The 15952-nt window shown below is 69.6% G+C and carries 11 protein-coding genes; 8 read left to right on the forward strand and 3 right to left on the reverse strand.

Features of this window, described 5'->3' with window-relative positions; translation table 11 throughout:
• Positions 1-247 precede the first annotated feature (247 nt).
• The 5 genes from secD (at position 248) to AC3B6C_RS18810 (ending at position 7889) form a co-directional block, all read left to right on the forward strand.
• On the forward strand, positions 248-1876 hold the full coding sequence (secD, locus tag AC3B6C_RS18790) for a protein translocase subunit SecD (RefSeq protein ID WP_488373736.1): 1629 nt from the start codon (positions 248-250) through the stop codon (positions 1874-1876).
• Positions 1873-3069: a protein translocase subunit SecF gene (gene secF, locus AC3B6C_RS18795; protein ID WP_010840942.1), complete on the forward strand. Its 1197-nt coding sequence runs from the start codon at positions 1873-1875 to the stop codon at positions 3067-3069. Before secD ends, secF begins: the two co-directional genes overlap by 4 nt.
• Before the next feature lie 10 nt (positions 3070-3079).
• Positions 3080-4807, forward strand: a complete 1728-nt coding sequence (locus AC3B6C_RS18800) for an ABC transporter substrate-binding protein (protein ID WP_488373737.1) — start codon at positions 3080-3082, stop codon at positions 4805-4807.
• 16 nt (positions 4808-4823) lie between these two features.
• Positions 4824-5399 carry an adenine phosphoribosyltransferase gene (locus tag AC3B6C_RS18805; protein ID WP_014926616.1) on the forward strand — a complete coding sequence of 192 codons (576 nt, stop codon included), beginning with the start codon at positions 4824-4826 and terminating at the stop codon, positions 5397-5399.
• Positions 5400-5507: 108 nt separating this feature from the next.
• Positions 5508-7889, forward strand: a complete 2382-nt coding sequence (locus AC3B6C_RS18810; protein ID WP_488373738.1) for a RelA/SpoT family protein — start codon at positions 5508-5510, stop codon at positions 7887-7889.
• 252 nt (positions 7890-8141) lie between these two features.
• On the opposite strand, the gene AC3B6C_RS18815 is transcribed toward AC3B6C_RS18810, so the two are convergent.
• Positions 8142-9062 (reverse strand): peptidylprolyl isomerase, encoded by a 921-nt coding sequence (locus AC3B6C_RS18815; protein WP_488373739.1) that lies wholly within the window; start codon positions 9060-9062, stop codon positions 8142-8144.
• 259 nt (positions 9063-9321) lie between these two features.
• Here AC3B6C_RS18815 and AC3B6C_RS18820 point away from each other — a divergent pair, with 259 nt between their 5' ends.
• On the forward strand, positions 9322-10062 hold the full coding sequence (locus AC3B6C_RS18820; RefSeq protein WP_488373740.1) for an MBL fold metallo-hydrolase: 741 nt from the start codon (positions 9322-9324) through the stop codon (positions 10060-10062).
• Positions 10059-11324 carry a histidine--tRNA ligase gene (gene hisS / locus AC3B6C_RS18825; protein ID WP_014926620.1) on the forward strand — a complete coding sequence of 422 codons (1266 nt, stop codon included), beginning with the start codon at positions 10059-10061 and terminating at the stop codon, positions 11322-11324. The genes AC3B6C_RS18820 and hisS overlap by 4 nt, the downstream gene beginning before the upstream one ends.
• A gap of 56 nt (positions 11325-11380) precedes the next feature.
• Here the strand turns inward: hisS and AC3B6C_RS18830 are convergent, their stop codons facing one another.
• The gene (locus AC3B6C_RS18830) at positions 11381-13054 is read right to left on the reverse strand and encodes a DUF885 domain-containing protein (protein ID WP_488373741.1); all 1674 of its coding nucleotides are present in this window, start codon (positions 13052-13054) and stop codon (positions 11381-11383) included.
• On the reverse strand, positions 13051-13905 hold the full coding sequence (ypfJ, locus tag AC3B6C_RS18835) for a KPN_02809 family neutral zinc metallopeptidase (RefSeq protein ID WP_010840950.1): 855 nt from the start codon (positions 13903-13905) through the stop codon (positions 13051-13053). The genes AC3B6C_RS18830 and ypfJ overlap by 4 nt, the downstream gene beginning before the upstream one ends.
• 196 nt (positions 13906-14101) lie before the next feature.
• Between ypfJ and aspS the strand changes: the two genes are divergently transcribed.
• Positions 14102-15934: an aspartate--tRNA ligase gene (gene aspS, locus AC3B6C_RS18840; RefSeq protein WP_488373742.1), complete on the forward strand. Its 1833-nt coding sequence runs from the start codon at positions 14102-14104 to the stop codon at positions 15932-15934.
• Positions 15935-15952 lie beyond the last annotated feature (18 nt).

Consider the following 15952-nt stretch of genomic DNA (forward strand, 5'->3'; position numbering starts at 1 on the left):
GAATCCGCGCCGCGTCGGTTCACGACGCGGCGCGCCCACCTGCCCGCGCGGCCGCCCTGGACCTCCTCTGGTGTGTCCCGGACACCGGGCCGATGGTGGCCGTGCCGGTCGAGATGCCTGTCGGCCGGTTGACGCTCTCAAGGAGACCTGAACAGCTGTGACAACTCCCTCTCGGACTTCGGGGAAGGGCCGGACTGCAGGGAAGCGGTCGCGACCGGCTCGAGAGATCCCGCCGTGGCGCCCGCTCGTGGCCTTCATCGGCCTGCTCGCGGTCGTCTACGGACTGATCTTCTTCACCGGCCCACAGACCATCGAACCGAAGCTCGGTATCGACCTCCAGGGCGGTACGCGCGTCACCCTGACCGCGCGGACCGAAGACGGTAAGGCTCCGACCCGAGAGCAGCTCGACCAGGCCAAGCAGATCATCGAACAGCGTGTGAACGGACTCGGTGTCTCCGGTTCCGAGGTCGTCGTCAGCGGTGACAACCTGATCATCACGGTCCCGGGCCAGGACGGCGCCCAAGCCCGCTCTCTGGGCCAGACGGCGCGCCTGTATGTCCGGCCGGTGGTCGGGCAGCCCGTCATGGCGACCCCGCAACCGCCGAAGCCCGAAGGCGCCGACGATCAAGCGGACGCCCTGCCGACCGAGGCCGCGGCAGCCGCGATCGACGAGCAGCGCAAACTGCGTCAGGCCCCCGCGAACGCGAGCCCGCAGCAGCTCGAGGCGCTTCAGCAGCAGATGGCGAAGATGGACTGTTCGCCGACGGCCAACGATCCGCTGCTGGGCAACGACCGCCCCGACCAGTACCTGGTGGCCTGCTCGACCGACGGCTCGGAGGTCTACCTTCTCGGCCCGGAGATCATCGACGGTCGCGACATCAAGAACGCGAACGCCGGAACCGACCCGCAGACCGGCGAATGGGTGGTGACCCTGGAGTTCGAGGGCGAGGCCGCGAGCTTCTGGCCCCGGTACACCGCCGAGCAGGCACCCAACCGGACCCAGACCGCGTTCGCCCTCGACTCGCGCGTCGTGTCGGCGCCGGCGATCAACGAGCCGATCCCGGGCGGTCAGACCCGGATCAGCGGCGGCAGCGCCAGCCCGTTCACCGAGTCGTCGTCGAACGAGCTCGCGAACGTGCTGAAGTACGGTTCGCTGCCGCTGTCGTTCACCGCCTCCGATGCCGAGACGATCTCGGCGACCCTGGGTCTCGCCTCGCTGCAGGCCGGTCTGATCGCCGGACTGGTCGGCCTGATCGCGGTGTTCATCTACGCGCTGGCCTACTACCGCATGCTCGGCATCCTGACAGTGCTGTCACTGGTCCTCGCGGGAGCGATGGTCTACGGCATCATCGTCCTGCTCGGCCGCTGGATCGGGTTCACGCTCGACCTGGCCGGTATCGCGGGTCTGATCATCGGTATCGGTATGACCGCCGACTCGTTCGTCGTCTACTTCGAACGAATAAAGGACGAGATGCGCGAGGGTCGCAGCTTCCGGTCCGCGGTGCCCCGCGGCTGGGCGAGCGCGCGCCGCACCATCTGGTCCGGTAACGCGGTGAGCTTCATCGCCGCCGCCGTCATCTACATCCTGGCGATCGGCGAGGTCCGCGGATTCGCGTTCACCCTGGGTCTGACCACGATCCTCGACGTCATGGTCGTGTTCCTGGTCACCCATCCGCTGGTCGTCTACGCGAGCCGTTCGACGTTCCTGTCGAAGCCGAGCGTCAACGGACTCGGGGCGATCAGCGAGGTCGCCCGCCAGCGTCGCGTGGCCGCGCACCGGCAATCGGGTGCGAGTCCCGCCGCCGGGTCCGCCGCCGCGACGGCCGACGCCGATGACACCACGGACGCCACTCGGGAGAAGGGGACGGTGCGATGACCGGGCCGGACAACAAGGCAGCCGGCGACTCGGCCGTCCTCGACGCCGACAAGGCGCAGGCCGGCGCGGACGCCGACTTCGTCGCCGACCGCGACCGGTCGTTCCTGTCCCGGCTCTACACCGGTACGGGTGCTTTCGAGATCGTCGGACGCCGCCGGATGTGGTACGGCGTGACCGCGGCGATCCTGTTGATCTGCCTGGCCTCGATCGGTATCCGCGGGTTCACCCTCGGCATCGACTTCGAGGGCGGTACCCAGATGTCGGTGCCGGTCGTCTCCTCGGAGATCACCGCCGAATCCGTGGAGGAAGTCGTCACCGCAGCCCTCGGTGAGGCGCCCGAGTCGGTGCAGACCGCGGGCGCCGGTGGCAGCCAGACGATCCAGGTGCGCACCGAGACACTCGACCTCGCCGAGGCGGAGTCGGTGACCCGCGCGCTCGCCGACGAGTTCGGGCCGGAGCTCGCACCCGCCGAGGTGAGCATCTCGGATGTGAGCTCGACCTGGGGCAATGAGATCACCGAGCGGATGCTGATCGCGCTTGCCGTGTTCCTGGTCATCGTCTTCGTCTACATCGCGGTGCGATTCGACCGGGAGATGTCCGTCGCGGCGATGGGGTCGTTGTTCTTCGACCTGGTCGTGACCGCCGGGATCTACTCGCTGGTCGGCTGGGAGGTCACGCCGGCGACCGTCATCGGTCTGCTCACGATCCTCGGCTTCTCGATCTACGACACCGTGGTGGTGTTCGACAAGATCTCCGAGAACACCCGCTCGGTCCTGCAGACCACCCGGCGCACCTACGCCGAACAAGCCAATCTCGGCGTCAACCAGACCCTGATGCGGTCGATCAACACCACGGTCATCTCGGTGTTGCCGATCATCGCGCTGATGATCATCGCGGTCTGGCTGCTCGGGGTGGGCACGCTCAAGGACCTCGGCCTCATCCAGCTGGTCGGCGTGATCGTCGGCGCGTACTCGTCGATCTTCCTCGCCGCGCCGCTACTGGCGACGCTGAAGGAACGTCGACCCGACGTCGCCCGGCACACCGAGAAGGTCCTTCGGCGTCGCGCCGCGGTCGAGGCCGGCGTGCCGGTCGGCGACGCGCGACCGGTGCGGACCCACCGTCGAGGCGAGACCGTCGACACCGACGACGCGGACCGGGCGGTCCCGACCGGCAAACGCCGCCGCAACCGCTAGTCTCACCGACGTGACCAGTCGGAGCCGGGAGTTCGTCAGGATCCTGAGCCTCGTCGTCGGGCTCGTCACTGTCGCCGGGTTGCTGACGGCGTGCGGCGACGACGGACCCCCGACCATCGACTACGTCGTCGACGCCCGGATCTCGACCTACAACGCGAACACGGTGGGCGGCAACGCCGATGGCGTGCTCATGGCGACCACCCGGTTGCTGCCGGGTTTCAGTCTCCTGGGCCCGGCCGGTCAGGTCATCCCGGATCGTGACGTCGGCACGGTCACCCAGGTGCCCGGCCGGGTCCCGACCCTGCGGTACGAGTTCCACCCCGAGGCGACCTTCTCCGACGGAGTGGCCCTCGACTGCGACGACCTCCTCCTGGCCTGGGCGGCGATGAGCGGACGCCTCCCCGGGTTCACCCCGGCGACCACCGCGGGCTACCGGGACATCGACTCGGTGGACTGCGCGGCCGGCGACAAGAGCGCGACCGTGACCTTCGCACCCGGACGTGAGTACCGCAACTGGCTCTCGCTCTTCGGCGCCGGCGCGATGGTGCCGGCACACGTCGTGGCCCGGGTGGCGGGACTCACCGACGTCATCGACCCGATCCGCGCCATGGACCGGGCCGCCATCGGGCGTATCGCAGACGCGTGGAACACCGGCTTCGATCTGACATTCGGCCGGGTCGACCACGCGCACTACCCGGCGTCCGGGCCCTATCGCATCGACCGGTACTCGCGATCGGGCGGTCTGGTCCTGGTGCCCAACGAGACCTGGTGGGGAGACAAGCCCGAGACCTCGCGCATCGTCGTCTGGGGTCGCGGCACCGACGCGACCCGCCGGCTCCCCGAGGGCCGGTTCGACGTCGTCGACGTGACGGCGGGCCTCGTCGACGGCGATGTGGCCGGCTCGGCGGGTGCGGCCGGCCCGGCGTCGCCCGCACGGGCACTCGGAGTGGAGGAGCTCGTCCTGGCCGGTCGCGGCGTCTTCGGTGATGTGCGGATGCGCCGTGCGTTCGCGTCGTGTGTGCCGCGTGCCGACCTCGCGCGCGACTTCGGGGCGGGTGCGCAAGTCTGGAATCTCCGTGTGCTCTCACCCGCCGACAATCTCGCCGGACAGATGAACACGGAATTCGGTCAGGCCTACCAGCGGCCCGACATCGAACGGGCGCGGGGACTCGTGCGGTCGGCGACCGGTCAGGGCGCGGGTGTGGATCCGGCCACCGGTGAGACGACCGCGTCCGGAGTCGCGCCGCGGACGGTGCGCATCGGCTACGTCGCACCGACCCCGCGATGGCAGCAGATGACCGCCGCGATCGCGGCGTCCTGCCGCGCCGCCGGCCTCGTCGTCGACGACGTCTCCTCCCCGGAGCTCGGTCCCGACGCGCTCGGGCGCGACGCCGACGTCCTGATCGTCGCCGGTGGCGCGTCGTTCGCCGCGGCCGGGGCCGCCGACCCGAGCCGCGACGCCTACGCCCTGCGCGGGGGCGACCCGCTCAATCTGTCCGGCATCCGGGAGCCGATGGTGAGCCGGGGAGTCGACCAGCTAGCAACGACCGTGGCGGCGCCCGATCGTCTGCGTCTGGCCCGGTCCATCGAGAACGCGACCTGGTCGACGATGCCGTCGGTGCCCCTGTTCGCGGCACCGCGGGTACGGCAATGGAAGGATCGGGTGGGCAACGTGGTGGCCGGCATGGGCCGCGACGGCACCGGATGGAACATGGATCGGTGGACGATCCGTGGCTGAGCAGGGGAGTGAACCGATGGGTGGTGTCGTGCCCGAACGTACGGCGGAAGCGGTCTCGCGAGCACGGGCGGCCATCGCCGAACATGCCCGCCTCGTCGACGACTTCCCTGCTCCCGGAATCGCTTTCAAGGATCTGACGCCGGTACTCGCCGACCCGGAAGGGTTGTCGACGATCGTCACCGCGCTCACCCACGGCTGCACGTCGATCGATCTCGTGGCCGGTATCGACGCGCGCGGGTTCCTGCTGGGCGGTGCGGTGGCGCGTGAACTCGAGGTCGGGGTGCTCGCGGTGCGCAAGGGAGGCAAACTGCCGCCGCCGGTCATCGCGATCGACTACAGCCTCGAGTACGGACAGGCCACGCTCGAGATCCCGGCGAACGGTCTGAACCTGTCCGGCCGCCGCGTGCTGCTCGTCGACGACGTGCTCGCGACCGGCGGAACGGCCGTCGCCGCGGCCGAACTGCTGCACCGTGCGGGCGCACACGTCGTCGGGGTCGCGGTGATCATGGAACTCGCCGGTCTCGGCGGTCGGGACACGATCGCACGCGGGCTCGGACCGGACGTGCCCGTCCACGCGGTCGCGCTGGACTGACGGCGTCGACACGATGCCGGCCGGCGCGCGACTAGAATCGACTGAGCGCGCCCGGGCAGGCCGGACGGCTCGCCGTGTGGCGGCAGACAACCGTGAGGAGGACCGTTGATGCCCGATGAATCCGACACGGCGCAGCGCGGCGTGACCCCCGCGGAGACCGCCGGGACGACGACCGAGAGTGCCGACCGGGCGAGCGGATCGGGCGCGGTGGGCTCCATCCAGCCCGGTGCGTCCTCGTCGGCCTCGCGCCGGGTGCGCGCACGACTCGCCCGCCGCATGACCGCCACCCGCAGCCAGGTCCGCCCCGTGCTCGAACCCCTGGTCACCCTGCACCGCGAGATCTACCCGAAGGCCGACGTCGCGCTGCTGCAGCGCGCCTACGACGTCGCCGACGAACGGCACAGCGGCCAGACGCGCAAGTCCGGCGACCCCTACATCACCCATCCGCTGGCGGTCGCCACGATCCTCGCCGATCTGGGTATGGACACCACGACCCTCATCGCGGCGCTGCTGCACGACACGGTCGAGGACACCGGCTACTCCCTGCCGGCACTGGAGGCGGACTTCGGGCCGGAGGTCGCCCATCTCGTCGACGGCGTGACCAAGCTCGACAAGGTCGCGCTCGGAAGCGCCGCGGAGGCCGAGACCATCCGCAAGATGATCATCGCGATGGCGCGCGATCCGCGTGTTCTGGTCATCAAGGTCGCCGACCGCCTGCACAACATGCGCACGATGCGCTTCCTGCCGCCGGAGAAGCAGGCCCGCAAGGCGCGCGAGACCCTCGAAGTCATTGCGCCGCTTGCGCATCGGCTCGGTATGGCGACGGTCAAATGGGAGCTCGAGGATCTGTCGTTCGCGATCCTGCACCCCAAGCGTTACGAGGAGATCGTCCGGCTCGTCGCCGATCGCGCGCCGTCCCGCGACACCTACCTCGCCCGGGTGCGTGCCGACATCAACAACGCGCTGTCCGGCGCGCGCATCAACGCGACCGTCGAAGGACGTCCCAAGCACTACTGGTCGATCTATCAGAAGATGATCGTCAAGGGCCGCGACTTCGACGACATCCATGACCTGGTCGGGATGCGCATCCTCTGCGAGGAGGACCGCGACTGCTACGCCGCCGTCGGCGTCGTGCACTCCCTGTGGCAGCCGATGGCGGGCCGCTTCAAGGACTACATCGCCCAGCCGCGCTTCGGTGTCTACATGTCGTTGCACACCACCGTGATCGGACCCGAGGGCAAGCCCCTCGAGGTGCAGATCCGCACGCACGAGATGCACCGGACGGCCGAGTTCGGGATCGCCGCGCACTGGCGTTACAAGGAGAACGGCTACCGCAAGTCGGGCAAGAAGTCCGACACCGCCGAGATCGACGACATGGCGTGGATGCGTCAGCTGCTCGACTGGCAGCGGGAGGCCGCCGATCCGGGTGAGTTCCTCGAGTCCCTGCGCTACGACCTCGCGGTGCGCGAGATCTTCGTGTTCACCCCGAAGGGCGACGTCATCACGTTGCCCGCCGGGTCGACGCCGGTGGACTTCGCCTACGCGGTCCACACCGAGGTCGGGCATCGATGTATCGGGGCGCGCGTCAACGGCCGACTGGTCGCGCTGGAACGCACGCTCGAGAACGGCGAGGTGGTGGAGGTGTTCACCTCCAAGGCGCCCACCGCCGGCCCGTCGAAGGACTGGCAGACCTTCGTGGTCTCGCCCCGCGCCAAGGCGAAGATCCGGCAGTGGTTCGCCAAGGAACGCCGTGAGGAAGCGCTCGAGGCCGGCAAGGACGCGATCGCCAAGGAGGTCCGCCGCGGTGGACTCCCGCTCCAGCGGCTCCTCAGTGCGGAATCGATGTCGGCGATCGCGCGCGAACTGCGCTACACCGACGTGACCGCCCTGTACACCGCGGTCGGCGAGAACCACGTCTCCGCACGCCACGTCGTCAACCGGCTGGTCGCCTCACTGGGCGGCATCGAGGACGCCGAGGAGGCGATCGCCGAGCGGTCGACGCCGTCGACGATGCCGACGCGGTCGCGGCAGGGCGGCGACGCGGGCGTGATGGTCGACGGCATCGACAACGTGGTGATCAAGCTCGCCAAGTGCTGCACCCCGGTGCCCGGCGACGACATCCTGGGGTTCGTGACCCGCGGCGGCGGCATCAGCGTGCACCGTACCGACTGCACCAACGCCGAATCGCTGCGGCAGCAAGAGGAACGAATCCTCGACGTGTCGTGGGCCCCGTCGCCGGAATCGGTGTTCCTGGTGGCCATCCAGGTGGAGGCCCTCGACCGTCACCGCCTGCTGTCGGACGTCACCAAGGTGCTCGCCGACGAACGCGTCAACATCCTGTCCGCATCGGTGACGACGAGCCGCGACCGGGTGGCCATCAGCAAGTTCACCTTCGAGATGGGCGACCCCAAACACCTCGGCCACGTCCTCAACGTCGTACGCAACGTCGAAGGCGTGTACGACGTCTACCGGGTCACCTCGGCCGCCTGATCTCAGCGCGGACCGGGCCGCACCGGGAGAACAAAACCCCCGCTCCCCAATCCGAAAGAACCGCATAACCCCTGGTCCCTGAGGTGCGAGGAGCGATAGCGACGAGCCTCGAAGGGCCTGGTGAGGCACGTTGCGACGCCCTTCGTGGCTCGCTTCGCTCGCACCTCAGGGAGCAGAGGGGTTTGCCAGCGGCAACTCTCAGGGAGCAGAGGGGTTTGCCACCGGCAACTCTCAGGAGCAGAGGCTCGGCGACTACTCGATGGTGGCGGTCTCGATGGTCACGGGGAGTTTGGGCTCGCCGTCGCCGGGCTGACTGCCGACCGGGCCGGGGTTGATGCCACCGGCGTAGACCTTGTCGAGCACCGCGAGTCCGGGCTCGTCGACCTTGCCGACGATCGAGTAGTCGGGACCGAGCTCGCTGTCGTTGATGACGATGAAGAGCTGGCTCGACCCGGTGTTCGGGTTCTGTCCGCCCTGGCTGCTGTTGGCGATCGCGATCGTCCCGCGGGGATAGATGACGGGCTGCGAGCCGGTCATCGGATCCGGCTGGCCGACCTTCTGCAGGTCGGTCGGCGGCTCGTCGGGACTGGTCCAGCCGGGCCCGCTCATGCCGGTGCCGGTGGGGTCGCCGCACTGCAGGATCTTCAGCTTGTCGCTGGTCGTCATACGGTGGCACGTCGAGTCGTCGTAGAACTTGTTCTCGATCAGCGAGATGACCGCCGCGGTGTTGCACGGCGCGCCGTCGCGCTCGAGTGTGATCGGCAGGTTGCCCTGGGTGGTGGTGAAGAGGGCCTGCTCGGTGCCCGACTTGAGGACCCGCTCGTCGGGCTTGGGGGAGGTCCGCTCGTTCTTCGCGGCCGCTTTCAGCTCGTCGAGTTCGGCCTGATACTGCGGGCGCTGATCAGCCGGGACGGTGTCGGGCACCTGATCGGGCAGCTGGTCGAAGCGGCTCGGGGAGTCCTCGTAGGCGCAGGTCGTCCAGCGTGCGGCCTCACGGTCGTCCATGATCTTCTTCACCACGACGGCCGTCACGCCCGCGACCACGGCCACCACGACGGCGGTCGACACCGAGGCGATCACGATCTTCCGCTTGCGCCGGGCGAGGCGCTCGGTCTCGAGGCGTTCTTCGAGCTTCCGCTTCGCCGCCTCACGGCGCTCCTCATTGCTGGACACGCGGGTGAATCCTCCTGAATCCCGGCACGAGGTGCCGATCTGCTGCCCGCACGGAGTGCCGATCTGCTGCACCGCACGGAGTGCCGACGGTCTGTCGGCATGGCAGTGCCGACATCGTCGTGGATGTCACTTACTCGGGGGCAAGTGTGCCAGTTGTACCTGAGAACAGGGTGCGGCGGGTGGCGAGCCATGCCGCCTACGCAACAATGGACTCTCGACGTGTGTGCGTCGTCCTGTCCGCGCCGACCCGAGGAGCATCATGCTCATCACCGGATTTCCCGCCGGGATGTTCCAGACGAACTGCTACATCGTCGCCGCCGAGGCGGGATCGGACGCGGTGGTCATCGATCCGGGCCAGGACGCGGCTCCCCGGGTCCGGGAGCTGCTGGCCGAACACGACCTCACCCCGGTGGCCGTCCTCCTCACGCACGGTCACCTCGACCACACCTGGAACGCCACGCAGCTGTGCGACGAGTACTCCATCCCGGCCTACATCCACGCAGCGGACCGGCCCATGCTCGCCGATCCCGGCCTGGGCATCGGACGCGCGCTGGGCGCGATGATCGGGGACGAGGTGTTCACCGAGCCGGAGAAGGTCATCGAATTCTCCGACGGTGAACCGGTGGAGCTCGCCGGGATCTCGTTCTCGGTCGACCTCGCGCCCGGACACACGCAGGGCTCGGTGCTGCTCGGTGTCGAGGTCGACGTGCCGGGCGAGGCCCGCGACCAGGCCGGACCCGACACGCCCGCGGTGGTCCCGGTGTGCTTCTCCGGTGACGTACTCTTTGCCGGGTCGATCGGTCGGACCGACCTGCCCGGTGGCAACCACCAGCAGTTGCTCGACTCGATAGCGGCGAAGCTGTTGCCGCTGCCCGCTGAGACACTGGTGCTGCCCGGGCACGGACCCCAGACCACGATCGGCCAGGAGAGCGCGAGCAATCCCTTCCTGGCCGGACTCGACAGCCAGAGCGCACGACCGAAGGGACGACACGGACTGTGAGCGGAGCATTTCAGGCCCCCCGGGGCATCCCGGACTACTTCCCGCCGAACTCGGCGGACTTCCGGAGGGTCCGGGACACGCTCACCGACGCGGCGCGTCGCGCCGGCTACGGGCACATCGAACTCCCGGTGTTCGAGGACACCGCGCTGTTCGCGCGTGGGGTCGGCGAATCGACCGACGTGGTCAGCAAGGAGATGTACACCTTCGCCGACCGCGGCGACCGGTCGGTGACGTTGCGTCCGGAGGGCACCGCGGGGGTGGTGCGGGCAGTGATCCAGCACGGCCTCGACCGCGGTCAGCTCCCGGTGAAGGTCTGTTATGCCGGGCCGTTCTTCCGCTACGAGAAGCCGCAGACCGGTCGCTACCGTCAGCTTCAGCAGGTGGGCGTCGAGGCGATCGGCGTCGACGACCCGGCGCTCGACGCCGAGGTCATCGCGATCGCCGACGAGGGGTACCGGCGCCTCGGTCTGACGGGATTCCGGCTCGAGATCACCTCGCTGGGTGACGACGAGAGCCGTCCGCGATATCGAGAGGCGTTGCAGGAGTTCCTGTTCGGACTCGACCTCGACGAGGCGACCCGGGCGCGCGCCGAGATCAACCCGCTGCGGGTCCTCGACGACAAGCGCCCGGAGATCAAGGCGGCCACCGCGGGTGCGCCGCTGCTCATCGACTACCTGTCCGACGACGCGAAGTCGCACTTCGATCTCGTCCTCGCCCACCTCGACCGGCTCGGCGTCGTCTACGAGATCAATCCGCGCCTCGTCCGCGGCCTGGACTACTACACGAAGACCACCTTCGAATTCGTCCACGACGGCCTCGGTGCGCAGTCGGGTATCGGCGGTGGCGGGCGCTACGACGGTCTCATGCGACAGCTCGGCGCCAAGCAGGACCTCTCCGGTATCGGCTTCGGGATCGGCGTCGACCGGACCATGCTCGCGCTGGAGGCCGAGGGCGTCGCGGGTACCGAGGCGGCGCGCTGCCAGGTCTTCGGGGTACCGCTGGGCTCGGCGGCAAAGGCCGAACTCGTCGGTGTCGCAGGCACTCTGCGCGCCGCCGGGATCAGTGTCGACCTCGCCTACGGCGATCGCGGCCTCAAGGGCGCGATGAAGGCCGCCGACCGCTCGGGTGCGCGGCTGGCCCTGGTGCTCGGGGAGAACGAACTGGCCGAGCGCCGGCTGGAGATCAAGGACCTGGGCAACGGCGAACAGCACCGGGTGGCCCTCGACGATGCGGTCGCCGAGGTCCGTCGCCTCCTGGGCTGAGAACGTCAGTTGTCGGGACGGCCCGCCGAGGTCCGTCGCCTCCTGGGCTGAGAACGTCAGTCGTCGGGACGGCCGACGACCTCGGCCGCGAGTACGTCCAGGGACACACCGCCGAGAGCCAGTGCGCGCGAATGGAAGTCCTTGAGGGTCCAGTCCGGGTGGCGGCGCAGTGCGGCGGCACGCGTCTGTTCCCAGACGCGCTGGCCGAGCGCGTAGGAGGGGGCCTGGCCGGGCCAGCCCAGATAGCGGTCGAGCTCGAAGCGCAGCACCGAGTGGTCCATCGCCACCGACGAGGTCAGGAACGTCCAGGCCTTGTCGGCGTCCCAGATCCCGCCGCCGAGGGACTCGGGCGCGGGCAGCCGGCAGTGCACGCCGATGTCGACCACGACACGCGCGGCCCGCAGCCGCTGGGAGTCGAGCATGCCCATGCGGTCGCCCGGGTCCTCGAGCCAGCCGAGCTCGTCCATCAGCCGCTCGGCGTACAGGGCCCAGCCCTCGCCGTGTCCGGAGGTGAAGGAGGCGAGCTTGCGCCAGGAATTGAGGTCCGGGTCGACGATCGCCGAGCCGAGCTGCAGGTGATGTCCGGGGACGCCCTCGTGGTAGACGGTCGTCTTCTCCTGCCAGGTGTGGAAGACGGTCTGATCGTCGGGTACCGCCCACCACATCCGGCCCGGCCGGGCCAGATCCTCACTGGGCTGGGTGTAGTAGATGATGCCGGTCGACGACGGGGCGAGCCGGCATTCGAGCCGGGACAGCCGAGCCGGGAGGTCGAAGTGGGTGCCCGCGAGGCCGGCGACCGCCGCGTCGGAGGTCGCCTGCATCCAGTCGACGAACTCGCCGCGATCGTGGATCTGGTACTGCGGCTGGCGATCCAGCCAGGCGAGCGTCGCCGGCACGCCCTGTCCCGGGAGCAGCCCCTCGGCGATCTCCTGCTGTTCGGCGACGATCTGCTGCAGCCGGGTCATCGCCCAGGCATAGGCGTCGTCGGGGTCGGCGTCGGCGCCCAGATACGCCGGCAGGTGCAGCAGGTACCGGTCGCGGCCGACGGCGTCGTCGTCGACGGCATTATCGAGAACTTCGGTGCGCAGGTAGTGGGCGAACGTCCCGAACGAGGTGCGGGCGGCGTCGAGCGCGGTGGCGAGCGTGCCCGCCAGCGCCGGGTCGGCCGCAATCGGCGCGGTGTTGCCGCCGATGCCGTCGGCCGCCGAATCCGCTTGCCGGGCGACGGCCTCCACCTGCCGGCGTGCCGGCCGCGGACCGTGCCGGAGCCGGTGGGCCAGACCGTCGACGACGCCGGTGAGCGAGGCCGGGATCGCGGTGAGCCGGGACAGGAAGACCTCACGTTGTTCGCGGGTGTCGGTCGGCATGAGGTCGAAGACGTCGCGCAGTGCCTGCAGCGGCGACGCGATGACGTTGCATTCGCCGATGTGCTCGCCGGCCTCGGCGAGCGCGAGTTCACGACGCAGCGAGGCGCTCATGGTGGCGACGGTGACGCGGTCGATGGCATCGGCGACGTCGGCGCGCGCCAGGGCGGACAGGGTGCCGGCGGCGACCTCGGCGCGTTCGGCGCACCCCTGCGCCGAGAAATCGGTCATCCGGTCGTCGTGCTCGCCATGGCCGATCTCGGTGGCGAACAGCGGATCGAGCGTGCACAGCCGGTCCAGATGCGCCTCGGCGATCGCGTCGACGGCGGTGGGCTCGCGCGCGCCCGCGGATTCGGTGGCGTTCACAGGGCGTCGGTGGCGAACGTGTCGCAGCGATCCGGGTCGCCCGCCTGATAGCCGATGGTGAACCAGCGCGTGCGCTGCGCGGCCGAACCGTGGGTCCAACCCTCGGGATTGGAACCCGGACCCTGGATGGTGTCGTCGCCGATGGCCTTCGCGGTCTGGATCACGGTCGCGATCTGTTCCTCGGTGATGGGCGCCAGCAGCGCGTCGGGACCGTCGTCGGCGTGGTGGGCCCACACCCCCGCGAGGCAGTCTGCCTGCAATTCGACCCGGACCGAACCCGATCGCGGTCCCTGCGAACCCATCCGCTGTCCCTTCGCGAGCGCGCCGGTGAGGTTCTGCACGTGGTGCCCGTACTCGTGGGCCACGACGTACTCCTGCGCGAGGGGTCCGTCGCTGCCGCCCATGCGGCGGAGCTGGGCGAAGAACGTGGGGTCGAAGTACGCCGTCGAATCGGCGGGGCAATAGAACGGGCCGGTCGCCGAACTCGCCGAACCGCAACCGGTGTTCACCGCATCGGCGAAGATGACCGTCTGCGGCGCCTGGTACTCGGGCCACAGGTCCGACCACACCGTGTCGACGCTCACGGTGGTCGCCTTGATCCGGCAGATCGTGTTCTCGTTGGCCATCTCGTAGGTGCACGAGTCCAGCTGCTGCTGGATCTGTGCCGCGTCGGACGACGTCCCGGGCGCCGGACCACCGCCGCCGAGCAGGTCGCCGGGATTCACGCCGAAGAACAGCGCGACGATCGTGATGAGGAGCCCCGCGCCACCGCCCAGCGCGATCCGGCCCCCGCCGCCCCCGCCGCCGGAGACGTTGCCGGTGTCGATCGATCCGCTGCCTTGGAAGGTCACGCGGCCATTCTGGCACGATCGGCACCCGCCCCTCGTTGGTTGAGCAGCTGAGGAGCGAAAGCGACGAGCCGTGGCGAAACCTGCCCTCGGTGAGGCAGCGCCGGTATGCGATTGACGCCTCGGGGCACGGATACGGCACCATGGACACCTGGTCTGCGTTTCCGCCGGCCGATTTCGACTCCGGGAAGGATTCTCAGTGCTCCGCACGCATTCCGCAGGTTCGCTGCGCCGCGCCGACGCGTCGCAGACCGTCACCGTCGCCGGGTGGGTCGCACGCCGTCGCGACCACGGTGGCGTGGTCTTCATCGACCTGCGCGACGCCACCGGGCTGGTCCAGGTGGTCTTCCGGGACGAGTCGGTCGCACCGGCCGCCCACCGGCTGCGCGCCGAGTACTGCGTGGCGGTGACCGGCGTCGTCGAGGTGCGCCCCGAGGGCAGCGAGAACCCCAACCTGAGCTCCGGCGAGATCGAGATCAACGCCGCCGAGCTCGAGGTCCTCAACGAGTCGGCGCCCCTGCCGTTCCAGCTCGACGAGACGCCGGGCGAGGAGGCGCGGCTGCGCCACCGCTACCTCGACCTCCGGCGCGAGGGGCCGAGTGCGGCCCTGCGTCTGCGCTCGCGGGCCAACGCGGCCGCGCGTGGCGTGCTCGCTGCGCACGACTTCACCGAGATCGAGACGCCCACGCTGACCCGGTCCACGCCGGAAGGGGCCCGGGACTTCCTGGTCCCGGCGCGCCTGCAGCCGGGCACGTTCTACGCGCTACCGCAGAGCCCGCAGCTGTTCAAGCAGCTGCTGATGGTCGCCGGCATGGAGCGCTACTACCAGATCGCGCGTTGTTACCGCGACGAGGACTTCCGGGCCGACCGGCAGCCCGAGTTCACCCAGCTCGACATCGAGATGAGCTTCGTCGACCAGGACGACGTCATCGCGGTCGCCGAGGAGATCCTGGTCGCGCTGTGGAAGCTCATCGGGGTCGACATCTCGACCCCGATCCCGCGTATGACCTACGCCGACGCGATGCGCCGCTTCGGTTCGGACAAGCCGGATCTGCGCTTCGGGATCGAACTCGTGGAATGCGCCGAGTACTTCAAGGACACCCCGTTCCGGGTGTTCCAGGCCCCGTACGTCGGTGCCGTGGTCATGTCGGGCGGGGCGTCGCAGCCGCGTCGCCAGCTCGACGCGTGGCAGGAGTGGGCCAAGCAGCGCGGTGCGCGCGGTCTGGCGTATGTGCTCGTCGGTGAGGACGGCACGCTCAGCGGGCCGGTCGCCAAGAACCTGTCCGAGGAGGAGCGCTCCGGTCTGGCCGCTCACGTCGGCGCGAAGCCCGGCGACTGTGTCTTCTTCGGTGCGGGAGAGGTGAAGTCGACGCGCGCGCTGCTAGGCGCCGCCCGCGGCGAGATCGCCTCGAAGCTGGGTCTGATCAAGGACGGCGACTGGGCGTTCACCTGGGTGGTCGACGCGCCGATGTTCGAACCGGCCGCCGACGCGACCGCTTCCGGCGATGTGGCACTCGGGCATTCGGCCTGGACCGCGGTGCATCACGCGTTCACCTCGCCCAAGCCGGAGTCGATCGACGCCCTCGAGTCCGATCCCGGCGCGGCCCTGGCCTACGCCTACGACATCGTGTGCAACGGCAACGAGATCGGCGGCGGATCGATCCGTATCCATCGCCGTGACGTGCAGGAGCGGGTCTTCGAGATCATGGGCATCGGCCACGACGAGGCGCAGGAGAAGTTCGGCTTCCTGCTCGACGCCTTTGCCTACGGCGCACCGCCGCACGGCGGCATCGCCTTCGGCTGGGACCGCATCACCGCGCTGCTCGCCGGTGAGTCGTCCATCCGCGAGGTGATCGCCTTCCCGAAGTCGGGTGGTGGCGTCGACCCGCTGACCGATGCCCCGGCCGCGATCACCGCGCAGCAGCGCAAGGAATCGGGGATCGACGCCAAGCCCGCGCCGCGGGGCGGCGCCGGCCGGCCGGACAGCGAGCAGAAGGGTGCCGAGACGGGCGCCGAAGGTACCTCGGCCTGAGCCGAAATGCGGTGGCCG

This window comes from Gordonia sp. 11cp, from assembly GCF_057767225.1.